Origin of the sequence: Streptomyces sp. NPDC001508 (assembly GCF_040298665.1) — a bacterium.
In the GTDB taxonomy this organism is placed as follows: Bacteria; Actinomycetota; Actinomycetes; order Streptomycetales; family Streptomycetaceae; genus Streptomyces.
In genome coordinates this window covers 36140-61862 of sequence record NZ_JBEPAP010000056.1, presented here as the reverse complement: position 1 = coordinate 61862, position 25723 = coordinate 36140, and the positions used below count along the sequence as shown (strand labels likewise).

Annotated in this window: 19 protein-coding genes and 3 pseudogenes; 6 read left to right on the top strand and 16 right to left on the bottom strand. The window is 73.6% G+C overall.

Annotated features, from left to right (window positions below):
• Both ABT245_RS35090 and ABT245_RS35085 read left to right on the top strand, forming a co-directional pair.
• Positions 1-1022, top strand: a 1022-nt coding sequence (locus ABT245_RS35090) for a serine hydrolase domain-containing protein (RefSeq protein ID WP_351741826.1), incomplete at its 5' end; no start/stop codon positions are given.
• A gap of 207 nt (positions 1023-1229) precedes the next feature.
• Positions 1230-2483 (top strand): serine hydrolase domain-containing protein, encoded by a 1254-nt coding sequence (locus ABT245_RS35085; RefSeq protein WP_351741824.1) that lies wholly within the window; start codon positions 1230-1232, stop codon positions 2481-2483.
• On the opposite strand, the gene ABT245_RS35080 is transcribed toward ABT245_RS35085, so the two are convergent.
• Positions 2477-3064, bottom strand: a complete 588-nt coding sequence (locus ABT245_RS35080; RefSeq protein WP_351741835.1) for a TetR/AcrR family transcriptional regulator — start codon at positions 3062-3064, stop codon at positions 2477-2479. The genes ABT245_RS35085 and ABT245_RS35080 overlap by 7 nt on opposite strands.
• Between ABT245_RS35080 and ABT245_RS35075 the strand changes: the two genes are divergently transcribed.
• A complete protein-coding gene (locus tag ABT245_RS35075) occupies positions 3012-3326 on the top strand; it encodes a hypothetical protein (RefSeq protein ID WP_351741837.1) in 315 nt (104 codons plus the stop codon). The two genes, ABT245_RS35080 and ABT245_RS35075, sit on opposite strands and share 53 nt — an antisense overlap.
• On the opposite strand, the gene ABT245_RS35070 is transcribed toward ABT245_RS35075, so the two are convergent.
• The 10 genes and pseudogenes from ABT245_RS35070 to ABT245_RS35025 all read right to left on the bottom strand — a co-directional run bounded on the left by ABT245_RS35070 (position 3286) and on the right by ABT245_RS35025 (position 12889).
• Positions 3286-3915, bottom strand: coding sequence for a GNAT family N-acetyltransferase (locus tag ABT245_RS35070; RefSeq protein ID WP_351741822.1), 630 nt, complete (start codon positions 3913-3915; stop codon positions 3286-3288). The two genes, ABT245_RS35075 and ABT245_RS35070, sit on opposite strands and share 41 nt — an antisense overlap.
• Positions 3916-3999: 84 nt before the next feature.
• Positions 4000-5901 (bottom strand): molecular chaperone HtpG, encoded by a 1902-nt coding sequence (gene htpG / locus ABT245_RS35065; protein WP_351741819.1) that lies wholly within the window; start codon positions 5899-5901, stop codon positions 4000-4002.
• A 271-nt stretch (positions 5902-6172) separates the two neighbouring features.
• Positions 6173-6376, bottom strand: coding sequence for a SpoIIE family protein phosphatase (locus ABT245_RS35060; RefSeq protein WP_351741816.1), 204 nt, complete (start codon positions 6374-6376; stop codon positions 6173-6175).
• Between the two features lie 92 nt (positions 6377-6468).
• Positions 6469-6639: pseudogene (locus ABT245_RS35055) on the bottom strand (diaminopimelate decarboxylase); the annotation flags it as partial.
• A gap of 119 nt (positions 6640-6758) precedes the next feature.
• Positions 6759-7100 (bottom strand): annotated as a pseudogene (locus ABT245_RS35050) (SAV_915 family protein); the annotation flags it as partial.
• Positions 7101-7386: 286 nt separating this feature from the next.
• Positions 7387-8403, bottom strand: a complete 1017-nt coding sequence (locus ABT245_RS35045) for a cation diffusion facilitator family transporter (RefSeq protein WP_351741813.1) — start codon at positions 8401-8403, stop codon at positions 7387-7389.
• 593 nt (positions 8404-8996) lie between these two features.
• Entirely contained in the window at positions 8997-10229 is a 1233-nt protein-coding gene (locus tag ABT245_RS35040; protein WP_351741832.1) for an FAD-dependent oxidoreductase, read from the bottom strand.
• 487 nt (positions 10230-10716) lie between these two features.
• Entirely contained in the window at positions 10717-11391 is a 675-nt protein-coding gene (gene dhaL / locus ABT245_RS35035) for a dihydroxyacetone kinase subunit DhaL (protein ID WP_351741811.1), read from the bottom strand.
• Positions 11388-12395: a dihydroxyacetone kinase subunit DhaK gene (locus tag ABT245_RS35030; protein ID WP_351741809.1), complete on the bottom strand. Its 1008-nt coding sequence runs from the start codon at positions 12393-12395 to the stop codon at positions 11388-11390. Before ABT245_RS35030 ends, dhaL begins: the two co-directional genes overlap by 4 nt.
• The gene (locus ABT245_RS35025) at positions 12392-12889 is read right to left on the bottom strand and encodes an MFS transporter (protein WP_351741807.1); all 498 of its coding nucleotides are present in this window, start codon (positions 12887-12889) and stop codon (positions 12392-12394) included. Before ABT245_RS35025 ends, ABT245_RS35030 begins: the two co-directional genes overlap by 4 nt.
• 213 nt (positions 12890-13102) lie before the next feature.
• Between ABT245_RS35025 and ABT245_RS35020 the strand changes: the two are divergent.
• From ABT245_RS35020 to ABT245_RS35010, 3 genes and pseudogenes are all read left to right on the top strand, one after another.
• Positions 13103-14032: pseudogene (locus ABT245_RS35020) on the top strand (LysR family transcriptional regulator); the annotation flags it as partial.
• 975 nt (positions 14033-15007) lie between these two features.
• Entirely contained in the window at positions 15008-15556 is a 549-nt protein-coding gene (locus ABT245_RS35015; RefSeq protein WP_351741804.1) for a hypothetical protein, read from the top strand.
• 27 nt (positions 15557-15583) lie between these two features.
• Positions 15584-19873 (top strand): cation-translocating P-type ATPase, encoded by a 4290-nt coding sequence (locus ABT245_RS35010; RefSeq protein ID WP_351741802.1) that lies wholly within the window; start codon positions 15584-15586, stop codon positions 19871-19873.
• A 416-nt stretch (positions 19874-20289) separates the two neighbouring features.
• Here ABT245_RS35010 and ABT245_RS35005 read toward each other — a convergent pair whose 3' ends face one another.
• The 5 genes from ABT245_RS35005 to ABT245_RS34985 are packed head-to-tail and all read right to left on the bottom strand — an operon-like array spanning position 20290 to position 25646.
• Entirely contained in the window at positions 20290-21507 is a 1218-nt protein-coding gene (locus ABT245_RS35005) for an MFS transporter (protein WP_351741799.1), read from the bottom strand.
• Positions 21504-22034: a GNAT family N-acetyltransferase gene (locus ABT245_RS35000; RefSeq protein WP_351741796.1), complete on the bottom strand. Its 531-nt coding sequence runs from the start codon at positions 22032-22034 to the stop codon at positions 21504-21506. Before ABT245_RS35000 ends, ABT245_RS35005 begins: the two co-directional genes overlap by 4 nt.
• Positions 22034-23290, bottom strand: a complete 1257-nt coding sequence (locus ABT245_RS34995) for a type III PLP-dependent enzyme (protein ID WP_351741793.1) — start codon at positions 23288-23290, stop codon at positions 22034-22036. Before ABT245_RS34995 ends, ABT245_RS35000 begins: the two co-directional genes overlap by 1 nt.
• Positions 23287-24618 carry a DUF6271 family protein gene (locus tag ABT245_RS34990; RefSeq protein WP_502982254.1) on the bottom strand — a complete coding sequence of 444 codons (1332 nt, stop codon included), beginning with the start codon at positions 24616-24618 and terminating at the stop codon, positions 23287-23289. The genes ABT245_RS34995 and ABT245_RS34990 overlap by 4 nt, the downstream gene beginning before the upstream one ends.
• The gene (locus tag ABT245_RS34985) at positions 24615-25646 is read right to left on the bottom strand and encodes a phytanoyl-CoA dioxygenase family protein (RefSeq protein WP_351741787.1); all 1032 of its coding nucleotides are present in this window, start codon (positions 25644-25646) and stop codon (positions 24615-24617) included. The genes ABT245_RS34990 and ABT245_RS34985 overlap by 4 nt, the downstream gene beginning before the upstream one ends.
• Positions 25647-25723 lie beyond the last annotated feature (77 nt).

Sequence of the window (25723 nt, the reverse complement as noted above, 5' to 3'; positions counted from 1 at the left end):
CGGCGCTGCGGGCCGCGCTCGCCGGTCTGCCCGGTACCGACGCGACCGCCGCGCTGGTCCGGGTCGGCGGCTTCGACGGCCCCTGGCGGGGCAGCGCGGGCGTGCACGATCTGGTGCATGGACGGGCGGCGGACCCCGACGCCCTCTTCCGGGCGGGCTCGACGACGAAGGTCGTGACGGCGGCGACCGTACTGCGGCTGGCGGCTGAGGGCAGGGTCGATCCGGACGCGCCGATCCAGCGCTACCTGCCGCACCTGCTCACCCCGGAGTTCGAGCCGGTCTCCGTACGTCAGTTGCTGAACCACACCAGCGGTATCCGGCCGGGGGACGGCTGGGGCGACGGCTTCGAGGACCAGTACGCGCACCGCTTCGACACCCTGACCCCGGCCCGGGTGGTGGCGTCGGCGGTGGCGAAGGGCCCGGAGTTCTGCCCGGGCCGACGGCAGGAGTATCTGAACATCAACTACACGATCCTGGGCATGCTGATCGAGAAGGTGACGGAACGTTCGTACGCCCGCGAGGCCACCCGCCTGGTGCTGCGCCCCGCCGGAATGCGCCACACATACTTCCCGGGCACCGACCCACGCATCCACGGCTCGCACAACCACGGCTACCAGCTGGTGAAGCGACCCGACGGGACCACACGATTCGTGGACGTCACGGACTGGAACCAGTCGGACCGCTGGGCGGCAGGCGACATGATCTCCACCACCGCCGATCTGGAGCGGCTGATCACGGCCCTCTTCCGGGGACGGATCGTACCGGAGCCGCAACTGCGGGAGATGTTCACCCTCCCGCCGGGCATCGACGACGCCACCTACAGCGCCGGGCTCCAGCGGTTCACGTACGACCACACCGTCTACTGGCTCAAGTCCGGTGCGCGCTACGGGTACAGCACGGCGGTCGCGGCCACCCGGGACCTCGGCCGCACCCTGGTCTACTCGGTCAACTCCACCGACGCCAAGGGCACGTCGATGAACCCGGTCGCCGAGCGCATCGCGATGGCCGCGCTGCGGCGATAGGAGTACGTGCCGGGCCGGCGTGCCGTGTGCCGGTCCGCACGGCTGAGCCACGGCGAGATGCCTGCGCGGCTCATGCGGACGGTACGGGCGATACCGCTGGGCAAAGACGAACCGTGACCGTGCCCCGGCCGAGGACGCCGATGACCGGGGCGATCCCCGACGGCCGCTCCAGGCGGCAGACCTGGTGCAGGAAAGGACGGCGCATTCATGCCCATTCAGCGTGGCCACGGACGGCTGCGGAACCTTGCCGCGGCCGCGGCCGTGGCCGTGGCACTGGCCTGCTCGGCAGGCCCCGCCGCGGCACTGCCCGCGCAGCGGACGCCGGCTCAGGCCGCCACCGGATCACTCCAGCGGCACCTCGGCGCGCTCGTCTCCGACGGCGCGACGGCCGCCCTCGGACAGGTACGCGAGCGCGGCGTCGCCGTCTGGCGGGGCAGCGCGGGCACCTCGGACCTCGCCCGCCGGCCGCCCGTCCGACCGGACGGCTCCTTCCGGATCGGCAGCGTGACGAAGAGCTTCGTCGCCGCCGTCGTCCTGCAACTCGCGGGAGAGGGACGGCTCCGGCTCGACGACCCGATCGGTCGTCACCTGCCCGGCGTGGTCCGCGACGCCGACGCCGTCTCGGTGCGGCAGATCCTCAATCACACCTCGGGCATCTACGACTACACCGAAGACCCGCGCGTCCTGGAGGATCCCGCCGACCCCGCCGCCCTGGAGCGCTGGCTGTCGACGGGCCGCTGGCGCACCTGGACGCCCGCCGCGCTCGTCGCCCTGGCCGACGACCCGGCTCACGCGGCCTACTTCCCTCCCGGGACCGGATGGCGCTACTCCAACACCGACTACCTCCTGGCGGGCCTGCTCATCGAGAAGGTGACCGGCCACACCTACGCGCAGGAAGTGACCCGTCGCATCCTGCGGCCCCTCCACCTCACCCACACCCGGGTGCCGGGCACCTCCGTACGGCTGCCCGAGCCGCACGCCCACGCCTATCTGCTACGGCCCGGGCACAAGCCCGTGGACATCACCGAGCAGAACATGTCCGCCGCCGGGCCGGCCGGAGAAATGATCTCCACGGCCGACGACCTGACCCGCTTCACCGCCGCCCTCCTCGGCGGCAGGCTCCTCGGGCCCGCCCAGCAGCGGGAGTTGACCACCGCGGTCGACCTCGGTCCGGACGGCGGCTACGGCCTGGGCCTGGAACGCGCCCGCCTGTCCTGCACCACCGTCTGGGGACACGGCGGCGGCATGTACGGCTCCACCGCCCTCAGCTTCGGCACCCCGGACGGCCGACGTCAACTCGCCGTCTCCTTCAACCCGTCGGGCATCTTCCCCACCGCCCCCCAGACCACGACGTCCCACACCCTCCTCGAAACCGCCTTCTGCGGCGAGCCTCGGAGCCCTGCGGCGACGAAGACCGCAATCAGCGCTGTCCCCGGGGGCGGGCACCGGCATCGTCAATGAAGTCCGCAGCAGAGCAGGCCGAATCCCCGGGCCGCCGCCGCGCCGACGCTGTCGCGGACATCCGCGGGTGATTCGCCGGCCAGGATCCGCCGTTGCAGTTCACGCAGGGCTGCCCGGTGTGTGCCGGCGATCGCTCCTGCGAGAAGCGCGAGCACCGAGGGTTCGGCCATGTTCGGTTCGTCGGTGGTGTTCGGCGGGTGTTCGGCCAGGGCGGCCGTGAGGGCGGCCTCGGCGCGTTCACTGATCTCGCGTTCGCGCGCGCGCAGTGCGGCGCTGTCCCGGATGGTCCGCCAGAACCGGGGCGCGTCGGGGTGGAACCCGAGTGCGGGATCGTCGTGCCGCAGGGCGGTCCTGAGGTCGTCGCGGACGGCCTCCACCGGGCAGGCGCCGGCTGCCCGGTTGCGTACCAGCGTGGCCAGGTGGCCCTCCACTTCTGCCTGGCGGTCGAAGAAGAGGTCTTCTTTGGTGGGGAAGTAGTTGAACACGGTGTTGGTGGAAACTCCGGCGTGCCGTGCCACCTCGGCGACTGTGACCTGGTCGAAGCCGTGCTCCAGGAAGAGCGGCAGTGCCGCGTCGGCGATCGCCTCCCCCGACGTGGAGCCGGCCCGGCTGCGGGTGCGGGACGCCGACGGGGTCGCCTCCGGCCGGCTGTTCGCGTGCGGCATCCCGCTGGAGGGCGTCGAGTGGAACAACGCGATCGGCGCCCGCGCCCGGTCCGACGCCGCGCTGTTCCGGCAGGCCGACGTCATCGCCGGCCAGGCCCTGACGGCGGCCCGCACCGCCCTGCCGGGCCGAACGGGGCCTACGGCACCGGCACTTCAGTCGTCCGGCCCAGATAGGTGACCGGCCCCGGGTCGGGCACGTGGATCTCGTGGAAGCCCAGCCGGTCGTAGAAGGCCCGGGCCGCGGTGTTGGCCGTGCCCATGCACAGATGGACGGCCGGGACGCCGCGGTGCGCCAGGGCCCTCAGGAAGGCCGTCATCAGCGCGCGTCCGTGGCCGCGGCCCTGCCAGGCCGGCAGCAGGTCGATGTGCAGATGGGCGGGATAGGCGGCGACCTGAGGGACGATCATCCGTTCCGGGTGGTGCAGCAGCCGGGCCATCTCCTCGTCCGGGGTGCTCGCTGCTCCGGCGGGCTCGGGGTGGCGGTCGGCGACCCCGGGCAGCCACCGGGCGCGGAACTCCTTGACGAAGCGGGGCGTGTCGGCGGTGCCGAGGATGTAGCCCACCGTGCGCCCCGCGCCGTCGTCGAGCACGAAGGCCGACTCCGGTTCCAGATGGAGGTAGGGAGCCGCGAAGGTCGCGGGGAGGATCGCCGGGTCCGCGTAGTGCGGGCGGCTGTCCTGGCCCACGTGCGCGGTGCGGACGCAGATGTCCTCGACGGCGTCGCGGTCGGCTGGACGGTAGGGGCGTACGGCGGGAGACGAGGCCATCTCGGCATCATGGTCGTCTGGGAGCGCCTCCACAAGGGGCGGTCGCGGAGCGCGTGCTCCACGACCGCCGTGCAGGCGTGCGTGCTACAGCGTGCGCTCCAGCGCGTCCGCGACCAGCTTCACGAAGCGGCCCGGCTCCTTGGGCCGGCCGCCCTCGGCGAGCACCGCGAGCCCGTGCAGGAGTTCCGCGCTCTCCACCAGACCAGAGTGGTCCTCGCGCGCCTTGAACGCCTGGTTGAGGCCCTGCACCAACAGGTGGTCGGGGTTGAGTTCGAGGATCCGCTTGGTCGCGGGCACCTCCTGCCCCATCGCGCGGTACATGTTCTCCAGCGCCGGCGTGAGGTCGTCGGCGTCGGAGACGACACAGGCCGGGGAGACCGTGAGCCGCGACGACAGCCGTACGTCCTTGACGTCCTCGCCCAGTTGCTCCTTCATCCAGCCGAGCAGACCGGCGTACTCCTCGCTCTGCTTCTCCTTCTCCCCTTCGGTCTGCTCGTCGCCGTCGCTCCCCAGGTCGATCTCGCCCTTGGCGACGGAACGCAGCCGCTTGCCCTGGAACTCGCCGACGGCGTCGACCCACACCTCGTCGACGGGGTCGGTGAGCAGCAGGACCTCGATGCCCTTGGCGCGGAACGCCTCCATGTGGGGAGAGTTCTCGATGCTCTGCCGGGACTCGCCGGTGATGAAGTAGATGTCGTCCTGGCCGTCCTTCATCCGCTCCACGTACTCCTGGAGCGTGGTGGGCCGGTCGTCGCCGTCGGTGCTGGCGAAGGACGCGACGGCGCAGATGGCCTCGCGGTTCTCGGTGTCGGTGATCAGCCCCTCCTTGAGGACCGCCCCGAACTCCCGCCAGAAGGTGGCGTACCGCTCCGTGTCGTTCGCCTTCAGGTCCTTGACCGAGGACAGGACCTTCTTCGTCAGCCGCCGCTGGATCAGCCGGATGTGCCGGTCCTGCTGGAGGATCTCGCGGGAGACGTTCAGGGAGAGGTCCTGGGCGTCGACCACGCCCTTGACGAACCGCAGGTAGGGCGGCAGCAGCGCCTCGCAGTCGTCCATGATCAGGACGCGTTTGACATAGAGCTGCAGACCGCGCTGGTGGCCCTGGGTGAACAGGTCGTGCGGGGCGTGCTCCGGCAGGAAGAGCAGCGCCTGGTACTCGAAGGTGCCCTCGGCCTGGAGCCTGACGGTCTCCAGCGGGGCCCGCCAGTCGTGGCTGATGTGCTTGTACAGCTCGTGGTACTCGTCGTCCGAGACCTCGTCGCGCGAGCGCGCCCACAGGGCCTTCATCGAGTTGAGCGTCTCGGGCTCGGGCGTGGTGTCGTCGCCCTCGCCCTTCTCCGGGACCATCCGGATGGGCCAGGTGATGAAGTCGGAGTAGCGCTTCACGATCTCCCTGATCTTCCAGGGAGCGGTGTAGTCGTGCAGCTGGTTCTCGGGGTCGGCCGGCTTGAGGTGCAGCGTGACGGCGGTGCCCTGCGGGGCCTGGTCCACGGTCTCCAGGGTGTACGTGCCCGCGCCGCGGGAGCTCCATCGGGTGCCCTGGGTCTCGCCCGCCTTGCGGGTCACCAGGGTCATCTCGTCGGCCGCCATGAAGCCGGAGTAGAAACCGACGCCGAACTGGCCGATGAGCCCCTCGGCGCCGCCCGCCTCCTTGGCCTCCCGCAGTTCCCGGAGGAACTCGGCGGTCCCCGAGTTGGCGATGGTGCCGATGAGCCGCCCCACCTCGTCGTACGACATCCCGATGCCGTTGTCCCGCACGGTGAGCGTACGGGCCTCCTTGTCGACCTCGATCTCGATGTGCAGGTCGGAGGTGTCGGCGTCGGGCGCGTCGTCGCGCAGGGCCGCGAGGCGCAGCTTGTCCAGCGCGTCGGACGCGTTGGAGACGAGTTCGCGCAGGAAGACGTCCTTGTGCGAGTAGACCGAGTGGATCATCAGCTGGAGCAGCTGACGGGCCTCTACCTGGTACTCAAACGTTTCGGTCGGCATGGTCGGTGTTTACCTCACAGGTCCCACTGTCGCCGGATCTGGTGAAGTTCACTGTAAAGCACCAAGTCAGCGCGCAGCTCCCGTTGTTCCCAACACCGCCGCCCGCGACACCCCGCCGCCCGACGGGCCGTCCCGCTGTCCCCCGCTCTGGGGTCCCTCTCCCCCGGGCCGGGGGGACGGCCGGGCATCGGCGCCGCCGTGGCGCGCCTGTTCGCCCCGGAGGGCGCCCGGGTGCCGGGGTGCGGCCGGTGACCGGGCCCCTTGCGGACGTTCAGGAACGGATGGTGTCCCGGCGCGCGACGATCAGGGCCATGCCGTCGTCGAGCCGGCCTCCCGCGTGTTCCCTGAGATCGGCGGTGATGCGCCGGACCAGCGGCACGGGCGCCTCGTCCACCCAGGCGGCGAGGCGCGCGCGGAGCGGGTAGAAGACCCCGCGCTCGTCACGGGCCTCGCTGACTCCGTCCGTGTACAGCACCAGCCGGTCGCCGTGGTGGAAGGGAACGGCGAGCAGGTCCCCGCCCGCAGGTCGTCGGGCAGCGGGGCATCGGCGGCGGGGATGCCGCCGGCCTCGCGGTGTCGGCCCACCATCGTCACCCGGGCCGTCGCCGACGTCGTACGCCGGCCGATCAGCCGGGGCGCGTACCGGGCACCGTACCGAGCGGGTCGTGGGCTGTCGCCCATGCCGCCGTCGACGGCGACGAAGCTGTGCCCGGCCGTGCGTTCTTCGACGGACAGCACCCGGTACACGGCGACGCCCGCCGGGTCCACCACGAAGCGGGCGCGGGGGCCGGTGCGGAGAGCTGCGGGTCCACCGTGACGAGGGCGACGCCGAGCGGGACGAGCAGCGAACGCAGCGCGGGCTCGGCCAGTTCGAGCCACGGCTGCTCACGGCCGAGGGTCGCGGTCAGGCGCCGCGGCGAGGTGAAGCCGACGGCCGTGCGGCTGCCCAAAGGGGTGCGGAAAACCCGGAGAACACAGAGCGCGTGTTCCCATGGTCCCGGCCGGACCGGGACGAACAGGCGTCCGGCCGGGTGCCGATCGGCAGGCTCGGGGTCGTCGTCCAGGAGTTCTGTCACGGGATGCCTCCGACGGGATCCGTTGTGTTCGGGCGGGTCTGCTGGATCGCCCCGGCCGCGGGGAGGCAGACCGGGGCGCTGCGTCGACGTTAGGCCCTGCCGCCCCGGCCTCCGACGCCTCATGACGCGACCCTGACGGTCGGCGGTCCAACGCTGACGAACCCCTGACACCGCCGTCCCCCGACGGCCATGCCCGCACCACCGGGAGCGGGCCCGCCCGGACACACCGCCGTCCTCACCCACACCAGCGGAGGCGGGTCCGCACCGGCACACCGCCGTCCTCCCTGCCCGGCCACGGCACGGCTGGGCGAGCAGACCCTGGAACCGGGTGCCGACTGCACGGGAGGCACATCGGGCCTGACCCCCCGCTCCGCGCCGCCCGGCCGTGGCCCGGCCGGGTGGTGCGGCCTCAGTGCGGGTGGGGTTCGTCGCGGTGGGCGGGGCCGTGGGGTGCCTCGCAGTGGTCGGGGCCGTCGGTCCGCTCGCCGGGACGGGTGACACGGAGGACGGATGCGGCGGCGTGGTCGACCTGGAGGGTGGTGTGGGTGATGCCGTAGTCGCGCCGCAGCAGTGCCTCCAGGTCCCGGCGGACGGCGTGGCAGTCGCCGTCCGGGTCGACCAGGACATGCGCGGACAGGGCCGGCTGGCCGGAGGTGATCTGCCAGACGTGCAGGTCGTGGACCTCGATGACGGCCGGCCGGCCGACGAGGGTGTCGCCCAGCAGGTCCGGGTCGACATCGGCGGGGGCGGCCTCCAGGAAGATCCGACCGGAGTCGCGCAGCAGCCCGTATCCGGCCCTCGCCATCAGGGCGACGACGACGAGTGTGGCGAAGGCGTCGGCCCGTGCGAAGCCGGTGAGCACCACGATCAGGGCGGCGATCGCCGTACCGATGAAGGCGAACAGGTCGTTGAGGATGTGCTGGTAGGCGCCCTCGACGTTGAGCGAGGCCCGGTTGGCCTTGGAGATGCACCAGGTCGCGGCGATGTTCACGGCGATCCCGGCGAGCGCGGTGGCCAGCATCGCACCGCCCTCGACCTGCGGTGGCGCGATCAGCCGGCGCACCGCCTCGTAGGCGAGCCAGGCACCGAGCAGCAGCAGGGTCAGCCCGTTGGCCTGGGCGGAAAGGATCTCGGCCCGCTTCAGGCCGTATGTGTAGCCGCCGCGCGCCGGCCGGGCGGCGAGCCGCATCGCGACAAGTGCGAGCACGATGGAGACGGCGTCGGTGAGCATGTGCGCCGCGTCCGAGATCAGCGCCAGGGAACTCGCGACGATACCGACGGCGACCTCGGCGGCCATGAACACCGTGATCAGCGTGAGCGCGATGGCCAGCCAGCGGCGGTCGGCGTCCGCGGCCAGGCCGTGCGAGTGCCCCGCGTGGCCGCCCGCGCCGTGGTCGTGCCCCACGCCGTGGTCGTGCTCGCTCATCTCGTGCCTCCCCGCTCGTGACGGATGCCCGACTCGCAGTGAAACGCATGCGCGGGGGAAACGCCAAAGACTGCACCGGTGACCGTTGTCATGTCCGTTAATAGCCCGTTGACCTGCGGAAATACCCGGCCGGTCGGGACGGTCCCGGAGGCGGGCGCGGCGGGCACGTCGCTCGCTCCGTTGGGGGGCCTGCGCCGTCCGTGCGGCGGACGGACCGTCTGGGGGAGATACGGTCGCCCCCGGGGGCGACCTGGCGCGGTGCTGGGACAGGGACGAGCCGCGGTCCGGCCGCCCCGGGACATCGCCTCGCCCGTGCCCGCCGTGGACGAGGCCGCGGCGCCGGCCGCGACCGACGACGAACTGCGCACCGCGAGAGCGGGCCCGTCCGGGCGCCCTCGTTCGCGCGGCCCCGGGGTTATCGCGGCTGGGGAGTCGGCCGGTCGGCGTCGAGGGCCGCTCGCCCGTGTCCGGGTCCGCGCGGGGCCATGTCCGGGTCCGCGCGGGGCTATGTCCGGGCCCGCGCGGGGCTATGTCCGGGCCCGCGCGGGGCTATGTCCGGGCCCGCGCGGGGCTATGTCCGGGCCCGCGCGGGGCTATCGGACGGCGCTTTTCGGGGGGCGCTCGCGCAGGGCCCCGTATCCGATGAAGTACGCGGGCAGCCGGCGCAGCAGCCGGGAGGAGGCGAGCAGACCGGCCGCACGCCGGGCCCTGCGCACATCGCCGAGGGGCGGGCGGCCCTGAAGGACGGGAGCGATGAGGCGCGCATGGGCCACGCGTTGCAGTCCCTGGGTGGCGACGGTGGTGGGCCGGCGGCGGCGCTGGATGCCGCGCACGTCGTGCAGGCCCACGGTGCCGCGGCGCAGCGGTCCGACCAGATGGCGCGCGGCGGCCACGGCGTCCTCGACGGCGAGGTTGATGCCGATGCCGAAGACCGGGGACATCGCGTGGGCGGCATCGCCGATGCACAGCAGCCCGGGCCGGTGCCAGCGGCGCAGCCGGTCAAGGCGGACGTCGAGGAGCTTGACCTCGTCCCAGGAGCGCAGCCGGTCGACGCGGTCCGCGATCCACGGGACGGCGGTGGCGTACTCGGTGCGGAAGCGGTCGAGCCCGGCGGCGCGGCGGCGGGCGTCGGAGCCCTTGGGGATGAGGGCGGCGCACTGCCAGTAGTCCCCGCGGTCGATCATCGCGGTCAGGAAGCGGTCGCCCGCGGCGCCGACGAGTCCGCGCGGATCCCCCGCGTGCCGGGGCAGCCGGAACCACCAGGCGTCCATCGGGCAGCGGTAGCGGCGCAGTCCCAGTTCCGGCCGGGAGCGGGCCAGGGAGCCGCGGCCGTCGCAGGCGACGGTGAGCAGGGCGCGCAGCTCTTTGTGGCGGCCGTCCCGGGTGCGGTAGCGGACGCCGGTCACCCGGCCGTGCTCGACCAGGAAGGAGTGGGCCTCGGTGCCCATCCGCAGGTGGAAGGAGGGTTCCCGCCGGGCCTCGTCCGCGAGCAGGTCCAGGAGGTCCCACTGGGGCACCATCGCCACGTAGTTGTACGGGCCGCGCAGCACCGCGAGGTCGGCGACCGTGACCTGCGACCGGCCGGCCCCGACGGGCATCTGGACGGTGTGCACCCGGCGCTGCGGGAGCCGGGCGAACCTGTCGGCCAGGCCCAGCTCGTCCAGCAGGGCGAGCGTCGAGGGGTGCACGGTGTCGCCGCGGAAGTCGCGCAGGAAGTCCTCGTGTTTCTCCAGGACGGTCACCTCGACGCCGGCCCGGGCCAGCAGCAGGGCGAGCACCATACCCGCGGGGCCACCGCCCACGACACAACATGTGGTCCGTTCCATCACGGCCCTGCCTTTCCGGAGAGCAGCGGTTCGTCACCAGTAATTCATCACCCAGTGAATAGTGTACTCGCCGGGCCCCCGTCACGACATCCCGAAGGCGCGGGGCGCGGATGGAGCGGGTGCGGTCGGTCAGGGGGCACGGCCGGGCACGGGTGCCGCGGGTGCGGTCGGTCACGGGGCACAGTCGGGCACGGGTGGCCGACGCGGCCGGTCACGCGGGCCGGTGGGGCGGCCGTCGGTTCCGTGGCGAACAGCCCGGAGGGCAACGGGGCGGCGGGGGCGGGCAGTTCGTCATCGACGCCCGCGTGCCGGGCAGCCGCCGCGGCTGCGGGCCGGGGCGCTCCCGCTGAGCCCGTCGGTACGCCCTCTCTGCGGGGAGCCGGTCCGCTCAAGGTGCGGCGGCGTGTCCGGGGTGGGGCGGGGTCACTCGTGTCGTGGGCGCCGGTGCCGCACCGCACACTGCGCGGTACGGCACCGGCACTCGGGGTCAGCCCTGATGTGCGGGGGTCTTCCGGCCCGGTGCCGGCTTCTGGCCCGGCTCGTGCGGGGTCCCGAGGAACTCCGTCAGTTCACCCGGTGACCGGTCCTGTGCCCGGGCCAGGGACCAGAACAGCAGGGCGACCCCCATGGCGCCGGGGTCGGCCCAGCCGACGGCGCGTTCGCCGACGTAGGAGGCGCGTCCGCGCCGGGCCCGCAGCGAGGCCGTGGCCCGGGCGCCGGCGAGGGCGGCGAGGGCGACGTCCCGCAGGTCCTCCCCCGCCTCCAGGGCGTCCCGGGCCGGGACCAGGGCGTCCACCATGGTGCGGTCCCCGGGCTCCGCCTCCCCGACCCGCTGGATCGCGGCGAGTCCCTCGCGTACCCCGCGGGCCCAGGCCGTGCGGTCGTCCCCGGCGGCGAGGGCGCCCGCGATCTCCTGGAACAGCAGTCCGAGCAGGGGGCCGCTGGTGCCGCCGACCTCGTTCAGGAAGACCTCCGCGGCCACCGCGAACGGCGGTGCGGCGGGCCGGGCCGCCAGGGCCGAGACGACCCGGTCGAGTCCTTCGCGGAGGTTGTCGCCGAAGTCGCCGTCGCCGGAGAGCTGGTCGAGGGCGGTGAGGGTCTCGTGCGCGGTGTGGGCCGCCTGCGCGTAGGTGCGCAGGACGAGATGCCGGTCGATGGTCAACGGATCGTCTCCAGTGCGGGGAAGGCGGGGGTGCGGGCCGGTGCGTGCCAGAAGGCGGTCCAGTCCTCGCGCAGGGCGGTCACGGTGAGGGAGAAGCCGCTCATGTCCAGGGCCGGGACAAAGGTCCCGACGAGCCGGCCGGCCACGCTCAGGCCGCGTTTGTCCAGCAGTTCGGACACCCGTGCGTGGACGGCGTGCAACTCCAGCAGCGTGGTCGCGCCGAGGCCGTTGACCAGCAGCAGGACACGGCCGGTGGGCGTCGGCAGCGCGTCGAGGACCCGCTGGGTCATGCGGTCGACAAGTTCTTCGAAGCCGGGGTGTTCCAGGGTGGCGGCGGCGCGCTCGCCGTGGATGCCGACGCCGTATTCGAGCGTGCCGTCGGGCAGGGCGAACGCCTCGCCGCCGCGGGACGGGGAGGTCTGGGCGCGCGCGGCGACCGCGAGGCTGCGCGAGGCCGCGGCGAACTCGGCGCCGAGGCCGGCGAGTTCGTCGAGGCCGAGGCCGTGGTCGGCAGCGCCGCCGAGGAGCTTTTCCACGATGACGGTGGCGCCGGTGCCGCGGCGGCCGGTGGCGGTCTCGGCGCTGTCGGTGGCGAGGTCGTCGTCTACGAGGACGCGGCGCACGGGGATGCCGTCGGCGCGCAGGCGTTCGGCGGCGATGCCGAAGTTGATGCGGTCTCCGGTGTAGTTCTTCACGATGTGCAGCACGCCGTCCGGGCCGGCGACGGCCCGGGACGCCTCGTACACCTGCCGGTTGTGCGGCGAGGCGAAGATCCGGCCGGGGGCGGCGGCGTCCAGCATGCCGCGGCCGACGAATCCGGTGTGCAGGGGCTCGTGGCCGGAGCCGCCGCCGGAAACGATGCCCACGCGCCGGCCGGGGTGCCGGTCGCGGGTGGTGACGTACAGCGGGTCCTCGGTGAGGTACAGCAGGTCGGGGTGGGCCAGGGCCAGGCCGCGCAGGGCCTGCTCCACGGGGTGCTGCTCGGGCAGGAACAGGCTGTTCACGAGACCTGGGTCCTTTCGGGGAGGTGCGGGGCCGGTGCGCCGGTCGTGGGGGCGGGCGCCTCGCCGGCGGCCGGCCGGGTGCCGGCCGGGGCGGAGACGACGGCGACGCCCACGCAGTGGACGATCAGCCGGGCCCGCTGTCCGCCGGCCGCGGACAGCGGGGCGGTGCCGAGGAGCGGGGAGAGACCGCCGCCGAGGGCGGCGCCGGTCTGCTGGGTGACCGACAGCCCCGTGTAGCGGACGTTGACCGGATAGAGGGGGGAGAAGAGGGCACCTTGAGCGCCGTACATGGCGCCGTGCCCGATGCCGAGTCCGAGGGTCATACCCAACACGTAGGCCCAGAACTGGCCGGTCTGCAGCAGCAGGAAGGACGGCACGGCGAGGATCGCCTGGAAGAGGGCACCGGCGATGTACACCTTGCGCCGCCCGATACGGTCCGAGAGGGCCTCGAAATACGGTCCGAGCGGGCCTCGACGTACGGCAGGATGCGGCATTCGACGGCGCAGGCGATCAGCACGGCGAGCAGCACGGGGCTCTTCGGCAGGTCGAGTCCGGTGGTGACGTAAGTGATCGCCACCACGCAGCAGATGGTGAAGTGACACAACGATGAGTTGTGCAAGCGTGCGGTGATACGTCAGCCTCGTCAAGAGTCGAGCGTCTTTGGACCGGCACGGCACAACCGGATGTTGTGCGGCTAGGGTGGCCGGGTGGATCTCAACGCTGTGCGCACCTTTGTCGCGGTCGCGGAATCAGGGCAGTTCCCGCGGGCGGCCGTCGACCTGTCCCTCACTCCACAGGCCGTCTCCAAGCGGGTCGCCGCGCTGGAGAAGGACCTCGGTGTGCGGCTGTTCACCCGCACGGCGCAGGGGGCCCGGCTGACCATCGACGGGCAGGTCTTCCTGCCGCACGCCCGCGATCCCCTTCAGGTCCGGGACCGGGCCGTCGCCGCCGTGTGCCCCGGCCGGCGTGCGCTGCGCGTCGACGTCATCGGCCGCAGGCTCTCGCCGGCGGGCGAGCTGCGCGACTTCCACCGGGCGCACCCGGAGATCGCCCTCGACGTGGTCACCCTCTTCGACGCGGACGCCGCCGTCGCGGCCCTGCGGTCAGGCGCCATCGACGCCGCCTTCCGCGCCGTCGCCATGCCGGGGCATGAGCTGCCCGACGACATCGAGGCCGCACCCGTCTACGACGAACCGCTCCAGCTGTTCACCGGCCCCGGCCACGAGTTCGCGACCGCCGGCGCCCTGACCCCCGCACAACTGGCGGGGCAGCGCGTCCGGATGCCCGGCAACGCACCGGGAACCGAGTGGACCGCGTACTACGACGAACTGGCCGCCGAATTCGGCTGCACCATCGACACGGTCGGACCCGACTTCGGCGTCGAGGCCCTGATCGACACGATCGCCGCGTCCTCGACGCCGGCGACCTTCCTCAGCGAGCGGACACCGCTGGTCCGGCCCGTCGGCCACGACCTGCGGCGCATCCCGCTGCACCGGCCCACACCGGTCTACCCGCACTCCCTGCTGTGGCACACCCGCAACCGGCACCCCGCCCTCGGCGCCCTGCGCGACCACTTCGCGGCGCTGCGCCCGGAGCACACGGGAGGCGACGTCTGGACGCCGCGCTGGGCCCGGCGCCGCACCCCGCGGCCCGCGGGCGACCGCGGACGCCCGCGGGCCCGCCGACGCGGGTCCTCAGATCCCGGCCGCCCGCGCACTCTCGTCGACGCGTTCGCGCGCCCAGGCCGAAAAGGCCCGCACCGCGGCGCCGGGAAGGGGCTCGGCGGCTGCGCGCGGGCGCTCGAAACTGCGTACCGCGGCCTCGACGAGCGGCCGGAAGTCCGCCTCGGCCGTGGCGATCTCGCGTGCCGCGGCGCGCTTGGCCTGCCAGCGGCCGGTACGGCAGAACACCACCGAGCGACAGCCGTTGAGGACGCGGTTGTCCGCGAGGTGCCCCTCGCCGTCGCTGTGCTCGCGCAGGGAGGCGCGGATCGCGGAGAGCAGCTCGGGGGGCCGCGGCGCGGCGATCGCCTCCCGCGCGGGCCGGCCGTACAGCGGGACACCGCACTGGTGGGCGACGGAACGGTCGATGACGTACCAGAACGAGGGGGAGCGGGTGGCGTCGTAGTCGGCCCGGTTCGGCAGTAGTGCGCCGGTGTCGAGGTTCAGCAGATACCCGGCCGCGCCGGACGGCCGGGCGGCGAAGTCCGCCGCGTAGACCACCAGTTCGAGCCCGGTCGCGGGGCAGGGCAGTCCCGGGTGGGCCAGGGCCCTGGCCAGGTCGCGCAGCACGGGCCGCGGCAGCGCCGGTTCGACCACGACGGTGACGTCGATGTCGCTGCGCCCGTGCCGGTAGTCGCCGAGCGCGAGGGAGCCGACGCCGACGACGCTCACCAACCGGGGTCCGCACACCGCGCTCGTGCGCCGGACCAGTTCCTCCAGATAGTCGCGCACCGCGGCGGGGACGGCCCGCGACTGTCCGCTCAGGGGGATCACCCGGCCAGTATCCACGGCGGCACCCGGTGAAAACGACCTTCGTGGGAGGTGGGACGGGCGCGTGTTTCGGGGCACTCGGCAGGACGCAAGCGATACCAGCGCAGGCAAGGAGCGGTCATGGCCGAGCAGAAGTCGCCTTCGCGCCCCGTCGCGCCCCTGCGCGCCGCGGCCTCGGCGGTGCGCAAGGTGCCCGGCGCCGAGGCGCTGACCAGGGCCGGCGAAGGCATACTGGACAAGGTCGAATCGGTGTCGCCCCGCGGACGGCGGCTGGCCGTCTACACCGGCGCCGGGGTGCTCGGGGCGGTCGGCGCGGTCGAATGGCCCGTCGCCCTCACCGGCGCGGCGGTCGTCTGGCTCACCCAGGCGCGCTCCAAGGAAGCCGAGGCCGAGGCGGCGGGCGCCGTCGCGGGCCCGGCGGCGCCGACGACGGCCGCAGCGGCTCCACAGCGCGCGAGCACCGGCCGCCGGACATCGACGCCGGCTCCGAAGAAGTCGACAGCGGCACAGAAGCCGACACCGGCGCAGAAGTCGACGGTGGCGCAGAAGAAGACCGCGTCGGCGGCCCCGCGGGGCACGACCTCCAAGAGCGGTACGAGCACCCGTACGACGAGGAGCGGTACGAGCGCCCGTACGACGACGGCGAAGCGAGGGCGCACCACTCGCTGAGCCGCGACCCAGGGGAAGTGATGCGTCATGGTTCTGGGCTTGCTGACCGCCCCGTCGGCCGCCGTCCGGGCACTGCCCACGGCGCCGTGGTTGCTGGCGCAAGTGGCCGCACCCGCGGCCGGGATCGCCGCCGGGGCGATCGCCGGCACGGCCCGGGCCGGAGTGCGGGGCGTGGACGGCGCGGTCCGGGTGGCCCGGGTCGCGCGCACCGCCCTGCCCGGGTCCGCGGCACAGTGGCGGGCCGGCGCGCGAGCCCATCTCGCGCTGCGGCCCGCGGACCCGGAGCAGTCGGCCGAGCGGACGCGCCGGGCCGCCCGTCGGCTGGCCGAGGAGGTGGGCCGGCACCCGGATGTGCTCCTCGCCTACTGGGACGACGGTCTGGGCCATCTGGTGGTGACCGGGACCGAGGACGCGGTCGGCGACGACGTCGTGGAGCACGCGCTGCGGCTGGCGGACCGCCACGGGCTGGCCCCGGCGGACGGCGGCCCCGAGGAGAGCGCGCATCCGGCCGACCCGGCCGGGGTGCGGGCGGCGGCGGCCCTGCTCGCGGCCGACGTGGTGGGAACGGGCGTGGCGATCACGGCGTACTTCCTGCGGCTGCCGCCGTCGCCCCGCGTGGTCACCGCCGTCGTGACGCTGCTGCGGGAGAATCCGCGGTTTCGCGCACTGCTGAGGGACCGGATCGGCCACTTCGGCATGGACATGACGTTGACGTGCGCGAACGCCATCGCGCACGGGGGCGGGCAGACGCCCGCCTCGCTGCTGCTCGACGGAGCGCTGCGCGCCTGCCAACTCGCGGACACCGTGTCCCGGGCCGCCTTCTTCGACACCCACCACGACAAGCTCAGCGGACCCGACCGCATCAGCATCGCGGACCCTCGCGCCCCGCGCCCCGCCCTGCGTGTCTCCCCGGCCCAGCACTACGCCGGCCACGCCACGCTCGGCAGTGTGCTCGGAGCGGCGGCGACCCTGCTGGTCAAGCGTGATGTCACCGAGGCGGCCGAGGCGGTCCTCGCGGGATCGCCGAAGGCCGCGCGCTACGGGCCGGCCGCCTTCCACGCCCTGCTCGGCGCCGCGCTCGCCCGATCGGGCGTCCTCGCCCGTGAACCGGAGCGGCTGCGGGAACTGGAGATGGCGGGCACGCTCGTGCTGCATCCGAGCGCGCTGCGCACCGAACGGGGAGAGGCCGACCCCTGGGCGGAACCCGTGCTGGACGCGGCACGCCGGGCCGGACTGCATGTCGTCCTCGTGGACGACCCCGCGCTTGAGGACTTCACCGGCCTCGCCGACCAGGTCGTGGACGCACGGCGACCGCTGGACGACGTGGTCCAGGGGCTCGGCGACGACGCGGGCGCCGTCATCACCGTCGCCCGGATCCGCTCCCGCGACAGCCATGTCGTGCTGGACGGGCTGCTCGCCAGCGACATCGCCTGCGCCCTCACCGACGCGGGCGGCGCCGTCGTCTGGGGTGCGGACGTGCTCGCCCCGCACGGACTGCCCGACGTGTGGCGGGTGTTGACGGCGATACCGGCGGCCCGTCGCGTCGGCGGCCGGGCGCAGACCCTGGCCCGCTCGGGCGCCGCGCTGTCGGGACTGCTGGTGGCCGTCGGCGGGTCGAAGGGCGGCCGGGGCCGGCGATCCGCGCTGCCGGGACTGCGGCACGCCCCCGTCGACCTCGCGGCGGCCGCCGCCCTGCTGACCGCCGCCCGCGCGGCGCTCGGCGTCGCCGCGGCCCGCCCGCCCGTGCCGCGGCCCCGGGTGCACTGGCACGAGATGGAGGCGAACGAGGCCCTGGACCGGCTGGAGCACCAACCGGCCGCGGGGCACGGCCGGTTGGAACAGGCGTCGGCCCAGGCCCGCAGAGCGGCACAGGCCGCGTCGCACACCGCCGTCCTCGCCCCCGCGTGGTGGACGGTGCGACTCGCCAAGGCCGTACGCGACGAACTGCACGATCCCCTCACCCCCGTACTGGCCGTCGGTTCGGCCGCCTCCGCGATCCTCGGCTCGGTCGTGGACGCCCTGCTCGTCCTCGGCGCCCTGGATCTGAACGCGCTCGTCGGCGGCATCGAGCGGCTGCGCGCCGAACGCGCCGTGTCCGGGCTGCTCGCCCAGCAGAAGCGGACCGCACGGCTCGCCCCGAGCGTCCGGGCCGAGCCGCACACCGTGGACGCCGCCGAACTGGAACCGGGAGACGTCATCGAGTTGCAGACCGACGACGTCGTGCCCGCCGACGCCCGGCTGCTGTGGGAGGACGGACTGGAGGTCGACGAGTCGGCGCTGACCGGGGAGTCACTGCCGGTGGAGAAGCAGACCGAGCCGACCCCGCACGCCGCGGTCGCCGACCGGCGCTCCATGGTGTTCGAGGGCACGACCGTGACGGTCGGGCACGCGCGGGCCGTGGTGGTGGACACCGGCGAGCGCACCGAGGCATCCCGGGCGGTGCGGCTCGCCGCCCGCACCCCGCCGGCCGCGGGCGTGCAGGGCAGGCTGCGCGAACTCACCGCCGGGGCGCTGCCGTTGACGTTCGCGGGCGGAGCCGCGATCACCTCTCTCGCGCTGCTGAGGGGCACGCCCGTCCGGGAGGCGGTCAGCGGCGGGGTCGCCGTCGCGGTGGCGGCCGTGCCCGAGGGTCTGCCGCTGGTGGCCACCGTGGCGCAGTTGGCGGCGGCCCGGCGGCTGAGCCGCGACGGGGTGCTGGTGCGTACGACACGGGCGCTGGAGGCGCTCGGCCGCATGGACACCATCTGTTTCGACAAGACCGGCACCCTCACCGAGAACCGGCTGCGGCTGGCGAAGGCCACCGACCACGACGGCACGGTCCACCCGGTGGGCGCCCCGGGCGCGGCCGACACGCTGCGCGTCGCCGCGCGGGCCTGTCCCCGCCTCAACGGCGGCTCGGACCGGCCGGTGCACGCCACGGACGAGGCGGTGCTCGACGCCACCGGACCCGACCCGGACTGGGCACAGTCGGAGGGACGGCAGTTCGAGGCCGCCCGCGGATACGCCGCCGCGGTCGGCCGGGCCGGTCAGGGCCCGCGCATGCTGGTCGTCAAGGGCGCCCCGGAGACCGTGCTGCCCGCCTGCGCCGGGCTGCCCGAGCGGATTTCCGAGGCGGCGCGGACCCTCGCCGGGGACGGCCTGCGGATCCTGGCGGTGGCCCGGCGTCGGCTGAGCGCGGCCGAGGACCCCGAGGACGTGCTCGAACAGGACCTGGGCGACCTGGAGTTCACCGGGCTGCTCGGGCTGGCGGACACGCCGCGCGACACGTCCCAGACGCTGGTGCGCGGCCTGCGCGAGGCCGGCGTACGACCGGTGATGCTCACCGGCGACCACCCGCAGACCGCGCATTCGATCGCGCTGGCGCTCGGCTGGCCCGAGGACACCGCCGTCATCACCGGGAGCGAGCTGGCGGCAGCCGACCGTTCGGCCAGGGCCCGTATGCTGCGCGACACCACCGTGGTGGCGCGGGTCGCGCCCGAGCAGAAACTCAAGGTCGTCGAGGCGCTGCGGGACGCCGGCCGCGTGGTGGGCATGGTCGGGGACGGCGCGAACGACGCGGCGGCGATCCGCGCGGCCGACGTCGGCGTCGGCATCAACGCCCGGGGTTCGTCGGCCGCGCGCAACGCCGCCGACCTGGTCCTCACCGACGACGATCTGACGGTCCTGATCGACGCGGTGCGGGAGGGCCGCGCCCTGTGGCGCAGCGTCGCCGACGCGATCGCCATCCTGATCGGCGGCAACGCGGGGGAGATCGGGTTCGGGCTGGTCGGCACGCTGCTGTCGGGGAGGGCGCCGCTGTCCACCCGGCAGATGCTGCTGGTCAACCTGTTCACGGACCTGTTCCCGGCGATGGCGGTCGCGGTCACACGGAAGGAGACCGAAGAGCCGTCGGAGGCGAGGTTCGCGAACTCCCCCGAAGCGGCGTCGGCCGTGCTCGGCGCCCCGCTGCTCACACAGATCCGGCACCGGGCGCTCACCACGTGCCTGGGTGCCGTCACGGCCTGGCTGATCGGCCGCTGGACGCCCGGCACGGCCCGCCGCTCCAGCACGATGGCCCTGTGCGGCGTCGTCGGCGCGCAGCTCGCCCAGACCCTGCTGGACCGCCGCGACAGCCGCCTGGTCCGGTTCACCTCACTGGGCTCGGCGATGGTGCTCGCGGCGCTGGTGCAGACCCCGGGCGTCAGCCGCTTCTTCGGCTGCACCCCGCTCGGACCCGTCGCCTGGCTCGGCGTCGCGGCGTCGATCGCGCTGGCCCTGATGGGGCAGCGGGCCCTGCCCCGCCTGGAGAAGACCGTCGGCCGCCTGCTCCCCTCATAGCCCGACGCCCCGCACCGCCCGCCCGGCGTGTGCCGCGCCGCGCCGCGGACCCGGCCCCGTCCCCCCAGCCGATGATCCGGCGCCCTGCGGCCGCCGTAACCGGTCGGCGCCCTGCCGTGCGGCATGCGGATGCTCGCCCGCACCCGGGAGATCGCCGCCTGGCCATTTCCCACCGCGACGCGGATGTCGTCGGCTTCGACATCGCCGTAGCCGAGGACGGCTTCCCCGGCCGCCGTAACCCGGTAGACGTGCGCCACGCAGCGGTCGATGTGGATGCCGAGGTGACCGGATGCGCCGGTGGTGTCCAGGACGGCAGCACTGCGGAGACCGCCCGGCCACCGTCTTGAACGGATCGGACACCGCTAACGGATCGGACAGCGCCGGGCCGCCGGGTCCCGGCGTGCCCCGCCCGGCACTCACTCGGCGACCGCCGGGACCAGGGAGGCCCAGCGGATCCGGGTCGCGGACAGGCAGACGATCAGTGCCGAGACCGCCACCGCGGCCATGCCCGGGACCAGGCCGGCCGCGCCCGCGATGAAGCCGATCAGGGCAGGACCCACCAGCAGCCCGGTGGTGCCCATCGCGGCCACCAGCGCCAGGGCGTCGGACCCCTTCGCCGCCGCGGCCACGTACACGCACGGTGTCACGGCCGCCGCACCGAGACCCACGCAGGCGAAGCCGGCCAGCGTGGGCACCACCCCGCCGGCCAGGAGGGCGAGCGCCAGACCGACGCCGGCCACCGCGCTGCCGACGCGCACCACGCGTCCGTCGCCCCAGCGGGTGCGCCAGCGGTCGGCGAGGACCCGGGCCACCAGCATCATCATCGAGACGACGGCGATGCCCATCGGCGCCACCGTCTCGGACGCTTTGGCGACGTCCTTCATGTAGAGCGCGGACCAGTCGTTCATGGCGCCCTCGGTCACGGTGCCGAACGCCATGGCGCAGCCCATCCACAGCGTCATGCGCGACGGCACGGTCAGCGCCGGACGGCGCTTCTTCGCCCCCTCGGGTGGCTGTGCGCCGGCGTCCGGCCCGGCGGTCTCGGCCGGCTGCCGCGCCGCCTCGGTGAGCAGCCCCGGCCGGGCGTAGCCGAGCAGCAGCATCAGCAGGACGACGGCCACGGCGAAGTGCGCCGTGACGGCCGAGGTCACCAGGTTCACCCCGGAGGCCAGCAGCGCGGCGCCGAGCAGCCCGGCGCTGAAGGTGGCGTGCAGCTGGGACATGGCGGTGCGCCGGAACCTCGTCTCCAGCTCGGCGCCCTGCGCGTTCATGGCGACGTTCAGCGCGCCGACGCCGACGCCGTCACAGCAGATGATCAGGAGGGCGACCGGATAGTTCGGCGCCACGGACAAAAGCGCCAGCAGCGCCGTGAGGAGGAGTGCCGAGGCGAGGGCGAGACGCCGGGAGCCGAGCCGCCGCATGAGGAGGGCGACCAGCGGGAAGGAGGCGGCGGCCCCGGCGCCGCAGGCCATCAGCAGCAGCCCCAGTTCCGTCTCGGACAGCCCGAGTCCGCTTTTGAGCGTGGGCAGCCGCGCGGCCCAGGTGGCGTACTGGAAGCCGAGGAAGCAGAACAGCGCGGCGATGGCCCACTTGGCGCGGCGCGACGCGTCGTGCACACGGACGGTGTTCGTCAACCCGCTTCCTCCTGTTCGAGGGGCCGGCTCGCGGGCACCCCTGTCGACATGTAGACGGCGTCTTCGCCGTAGCCGGGCGGGACGTGGACCCCGTGATGGGTCCGGTAGCCGTGGGCCCGCCAGAAGCCCTCCATCCCGTCGATCGCGACGAGCGAGATCCGTTCGTATCTGCGGGCGGCGGCCACGGCCGTGAGACGGGCGAGCAGCCGGCGCCCCAGGCCCCTGCCGCGCAGCGGCTCGGCGACGGCGAGGTCGTGCAGATGGAGGTTGCGCGAGTGATGGGTCAGCCGCTCCGGCCGGGTCAGATCGGGGTAGCGGAACATCGGGTAGGGCAGGGCGAGCACATAGCCCGCGATCCGGCCGTCCAGGTCGAGGACGAAGCAGGTGCCGGGCGAGGCCCGCCCCCGGGACTCCAGGGCGGCCCGGCCCTCGGTGAGCGAACTGCCCGCGTAGGTGTCGGCCTCCAGGGCGGCGACGTGCGGCCAGTCGGCGTCGGCGATGGCACGGACGCGCGGCGGGTGGCCCATCAGTGCGTCCTCTCCACGGTCATGACGGGACCGGTGTGTCCGTCGCGCACACAGGTGTACGGCAGCGGACGGAATCCGTTGAACCCCCGGGTCGTGTAGCTGGTGGCGTAGGCGCCGGCGGACAGGATCCAGACGGGGTCGCCCGAGGCGGCGGCGGCCGGGACGCGCGTGGCGCGGTGTCCGCTCCCGTAGGCGTCGTCGCTGTCGCAGGTCGGTCCGGCGATCACCGCCGGCACCCGGTCCCCGCCCCGGTGGCCGGGGAAGACAAGCCGGTGGCGCAGCTGGTCCATCTCGTACAGTCCGTTGAACTTGCCGCAGCTCAGGTACAACCAGTGCGCCCTGCCCCCGTCGTTCCCCTCGGGCTGCTCGGGCTGCTCGGGCTGCTCGGGCTGCTCGGGCTGCTCGCGGCTGGTCAGCCGGTACACATGCGCCCGGATGGCGCCGTGGTCGGCCACCAGGTGGCGGCCCGGCTCCATCACGAAGTCGAGGGGGCCGGGGCTGAGGTGCCGCAGCTGCTCCATGCCGTCGCGGATGACGGCGAACATCTTGTCCAGCGGTGGTTCGAGCGGGCGTCCCTGCCGGTCGAGGTAGCCGAGCGCGGGCAGGCCGCCGCCGAGGTTGACGAGGTCGAGCGTGATGCCCCGCCCGGCCAGCGCGGCGATCGCGTCGCCGAGCAAGTCGAACGCCTGCCGCCAGGCGTCGGCGGTCATCTGCTGCGAGCCGACGTGCACCGACAGTCCGGCCGGTGTCAGGCCGGCCGCCGCCGCCGCGGACAGCACCCGCACCGCGTCGTCCCGGGTGCAGCCGAACTTACGGCTCAGGCCCCACAGCGCGCCTTCGCCGCTGGTGGCGAGCCGGCAGAACACCCGGGAGCCCGGGGCGTGGGCGGCGATCGCCGCGACGTCCTGCACGCTGTCGGTGGCGAAGGTGCGCACCCCGAGCCGATGTGCCTCGGCGATGTCCGCGTCGGACTTCACGGTGTTTCCGTAGTGGATCCGGTCGACGGGCACACCGGTGCGCAGGGCCTGGGCGATCTCGGCGGGGCTCGCCGCGTCGAAGCCGGCGCCCCGCCCCGCGAGGCAGCTCAGCACCTCGTCGACGGGGCACGCCTTGAGCGCGAACCGCACGGCGATCTGCGGCAGTTCACGCAGCAGTTGCTCGTAGTGGTGCTCGATCCCGGCGAGGTCGTAGACGATGCGGTCCGACGTGGCGCGGGCGAGGGCGGCTGCAAGCCGCGGGGACAGGTCCACGCTCACCCGCCCGCGCTCCTGGGCCCCCGGTCCCGTGCCGCCCGCACGAGCCGCGCCCAGGCGCCGGTCAGCAGGGCGAAGTCCGCCATGTCCCGTTCGGCCTCGTCGAGGAGTTGTTCTCGGCGTGGGGCCAGCAGGTCGGCGAACGCCTCGTAACGGCCGCCGAGTTTGCGGTACGAGGTGTCGACGCGGTCCAGCCGCCACACGTTCTCGGCGCGGTCGAGGCCGGTGCTCTCGCGCAGGAACTCAACGACGGTGTCGGCCCGGACGTGCCCGCGGTGGTCGAGCAGCGCGTCGCCCGCCGCGGCCATCCGGGCGTAGACGTGGTGGAAGTAGAGCATGGACAGCAGGAACTTCACGAACCGCGTCTGGTAGGCGACGAACCCGGTGTCGGTGCGCCGCTGCGGGGTGTAGAAGTTCTCGATGGTGCGGTTGTGCAGCACGCCGGGGAGCGCGGCGTCGTGGACCAGGTGGATGAGGAAGTAGTCGCTGCCGATGGTGCTGGTCGCCGGGGGCAGTGGTACCCGCTCGTACACCGCGTGGTCGAAGCTGATGTTGCACATGTCCACCCGCATGGGGTCGACGACGGTGAGCGTCGAGTGGTCTTCGGTGAACCGGGCGGAGCCGGCGCCGGTGAACGACTCCTCGACCAGCTGCCGTTTGCTTGTCTCCGGCCAGTCGGCGGGCGCCCACAGGCTCACGACGTCGTGGTGGACGCCCGGGTCGAGGCGGGCGATCTCGCCGATGTCCACGGAGAGTTCGCCGATGAACGAGGAACCCACCATGGACACGGGCCGCTCGGCGTGGGCCGGGTCGAGAAGCGTTTCGGTCACGCCCGCGGACGCCTCGGCCGCGGGCCTGCCCAGGGACCGCAGTTCGTGGTGGATGGGGAAGAGCGGCGTGCCGTCCGGGCACTGGTAGGTGCTGTCCGAGTCCCTGCGGTGCACGGAGCGGCAGCCGAGCGCGGCGGCGATCAGGAAGGCACGGTTCGTGCAGGCGCCGTAGGAGACATCGGCGGGCAGCAGGAGCCGGAGCATCGCGCCCCCGTCGGCGATGCCGGAGCGCTGGATCACGTCGCGCAGGAGGTCGCGCTGCTCCGCCTCGCCGAGGTGGTGCACGATCACATGGGGTACGGCCGGGAGTTCCGCCACGGCGCGGGCGTGCGCGGCCCGGGTGGCGTCGTCGCAGGAGTCGAGGATCAGCAGGTGCACCTCGACGTCGAAGTGGCGGGCCGCGTACGCCGCCTCCTCGCCGATGGCGGCGATGGTGGCGGAGCACGCCCGGTTCGTGGGCAGGGCCAGACAGATCCGGTCGGGGCGTCCTACGTGGTTCACTCGGCGCACGCCCGTCCGCTCCAGGATTCCTGTCCCAGCAGCCTGCGGCCCAGGTCGCTCAGGGTGGCGGGTCCGTAGCGCAGCGCCTCGGGCCGGGTCGCGTCGCCGAGCAGTGTCGCGTTCCAGTCCGGGGTGCTCAGCGTCCGCCACGACTCGACGCGGGAGTTCCGCAGTGTCTCGTGTTCTTCCAGCGCCGGCATCATCGACAGATACTGGACGGCCCTGACACCGTTGTCAGAGGTGTTGGGCGCCACTCCGTGCGCCAGCAGGCCGTTGAAGATCAGCAGGTCGCCGGCCTGGAGCTCGGGCCGCACCACCGGGAACTCGGCGCGGTCGATCGCGGGCCTGATCGGGTCGCGGCCCGCGGGCTGCTCGATGCGCCACTGCTCGAAGCGGCGGAACAGCTCGGGCGCGCACTGGAAACCGCCGAGTTCGGGCTGGGTGTCGTTGAGGGCGATGATGCCCTGCACCCGCTGCGGCAGCACGCCGAGGGTGGTGTCGACATCCCAGTGCAGCTCGATGTCGAAACCCTCGTCGGTGGGTGCGATGAGGGAGCGGGAACGGTTGCCCCGGTTGGGCGGGTTGAGGTTGAGCCGGTCGAGCGTGACCCACAACTCCTCGCAGTCCCATACGTCGACGAAGGCGTCGTGGACGCGCTGGGTCTGCCGGCTGTCCCAGATGAGCTGGTGGTGGTACGCCTCGACGAATCCATAGACATGCAGGTCGCGGTCCAGGTCCGAGCGGAACTCGCGCTCCTCGTACCAGGTTTCGGGCCGGTCGGGGTCCAGGCCCTGGAACTCCCAGGCGAATGCGAGCAGGCTCTTCGCGGCGCCGGGCGAGATGGCGTCCCGGACGACGACATAGCCGTACGTCTGCCAGAAGGCGAAGTCCTCCTCGGACAGCACGCGCAGCGGGCGGGACTTGTCGAGGTCGCGCAGCGGTGTCTGTGCGAGATAGCTCTCGCCGTCCGCGCTGAAGTAGGGGCGCCGTGAGGCGGCACGGTACAGATAGGGGGCATGCGTCGGCATGCAATCACTCCAGGGATCGAGTTCTTCGGCGGCCGAGTGGCTGAATCCCAGATCGCCACGACGATCGAACTGAGGTA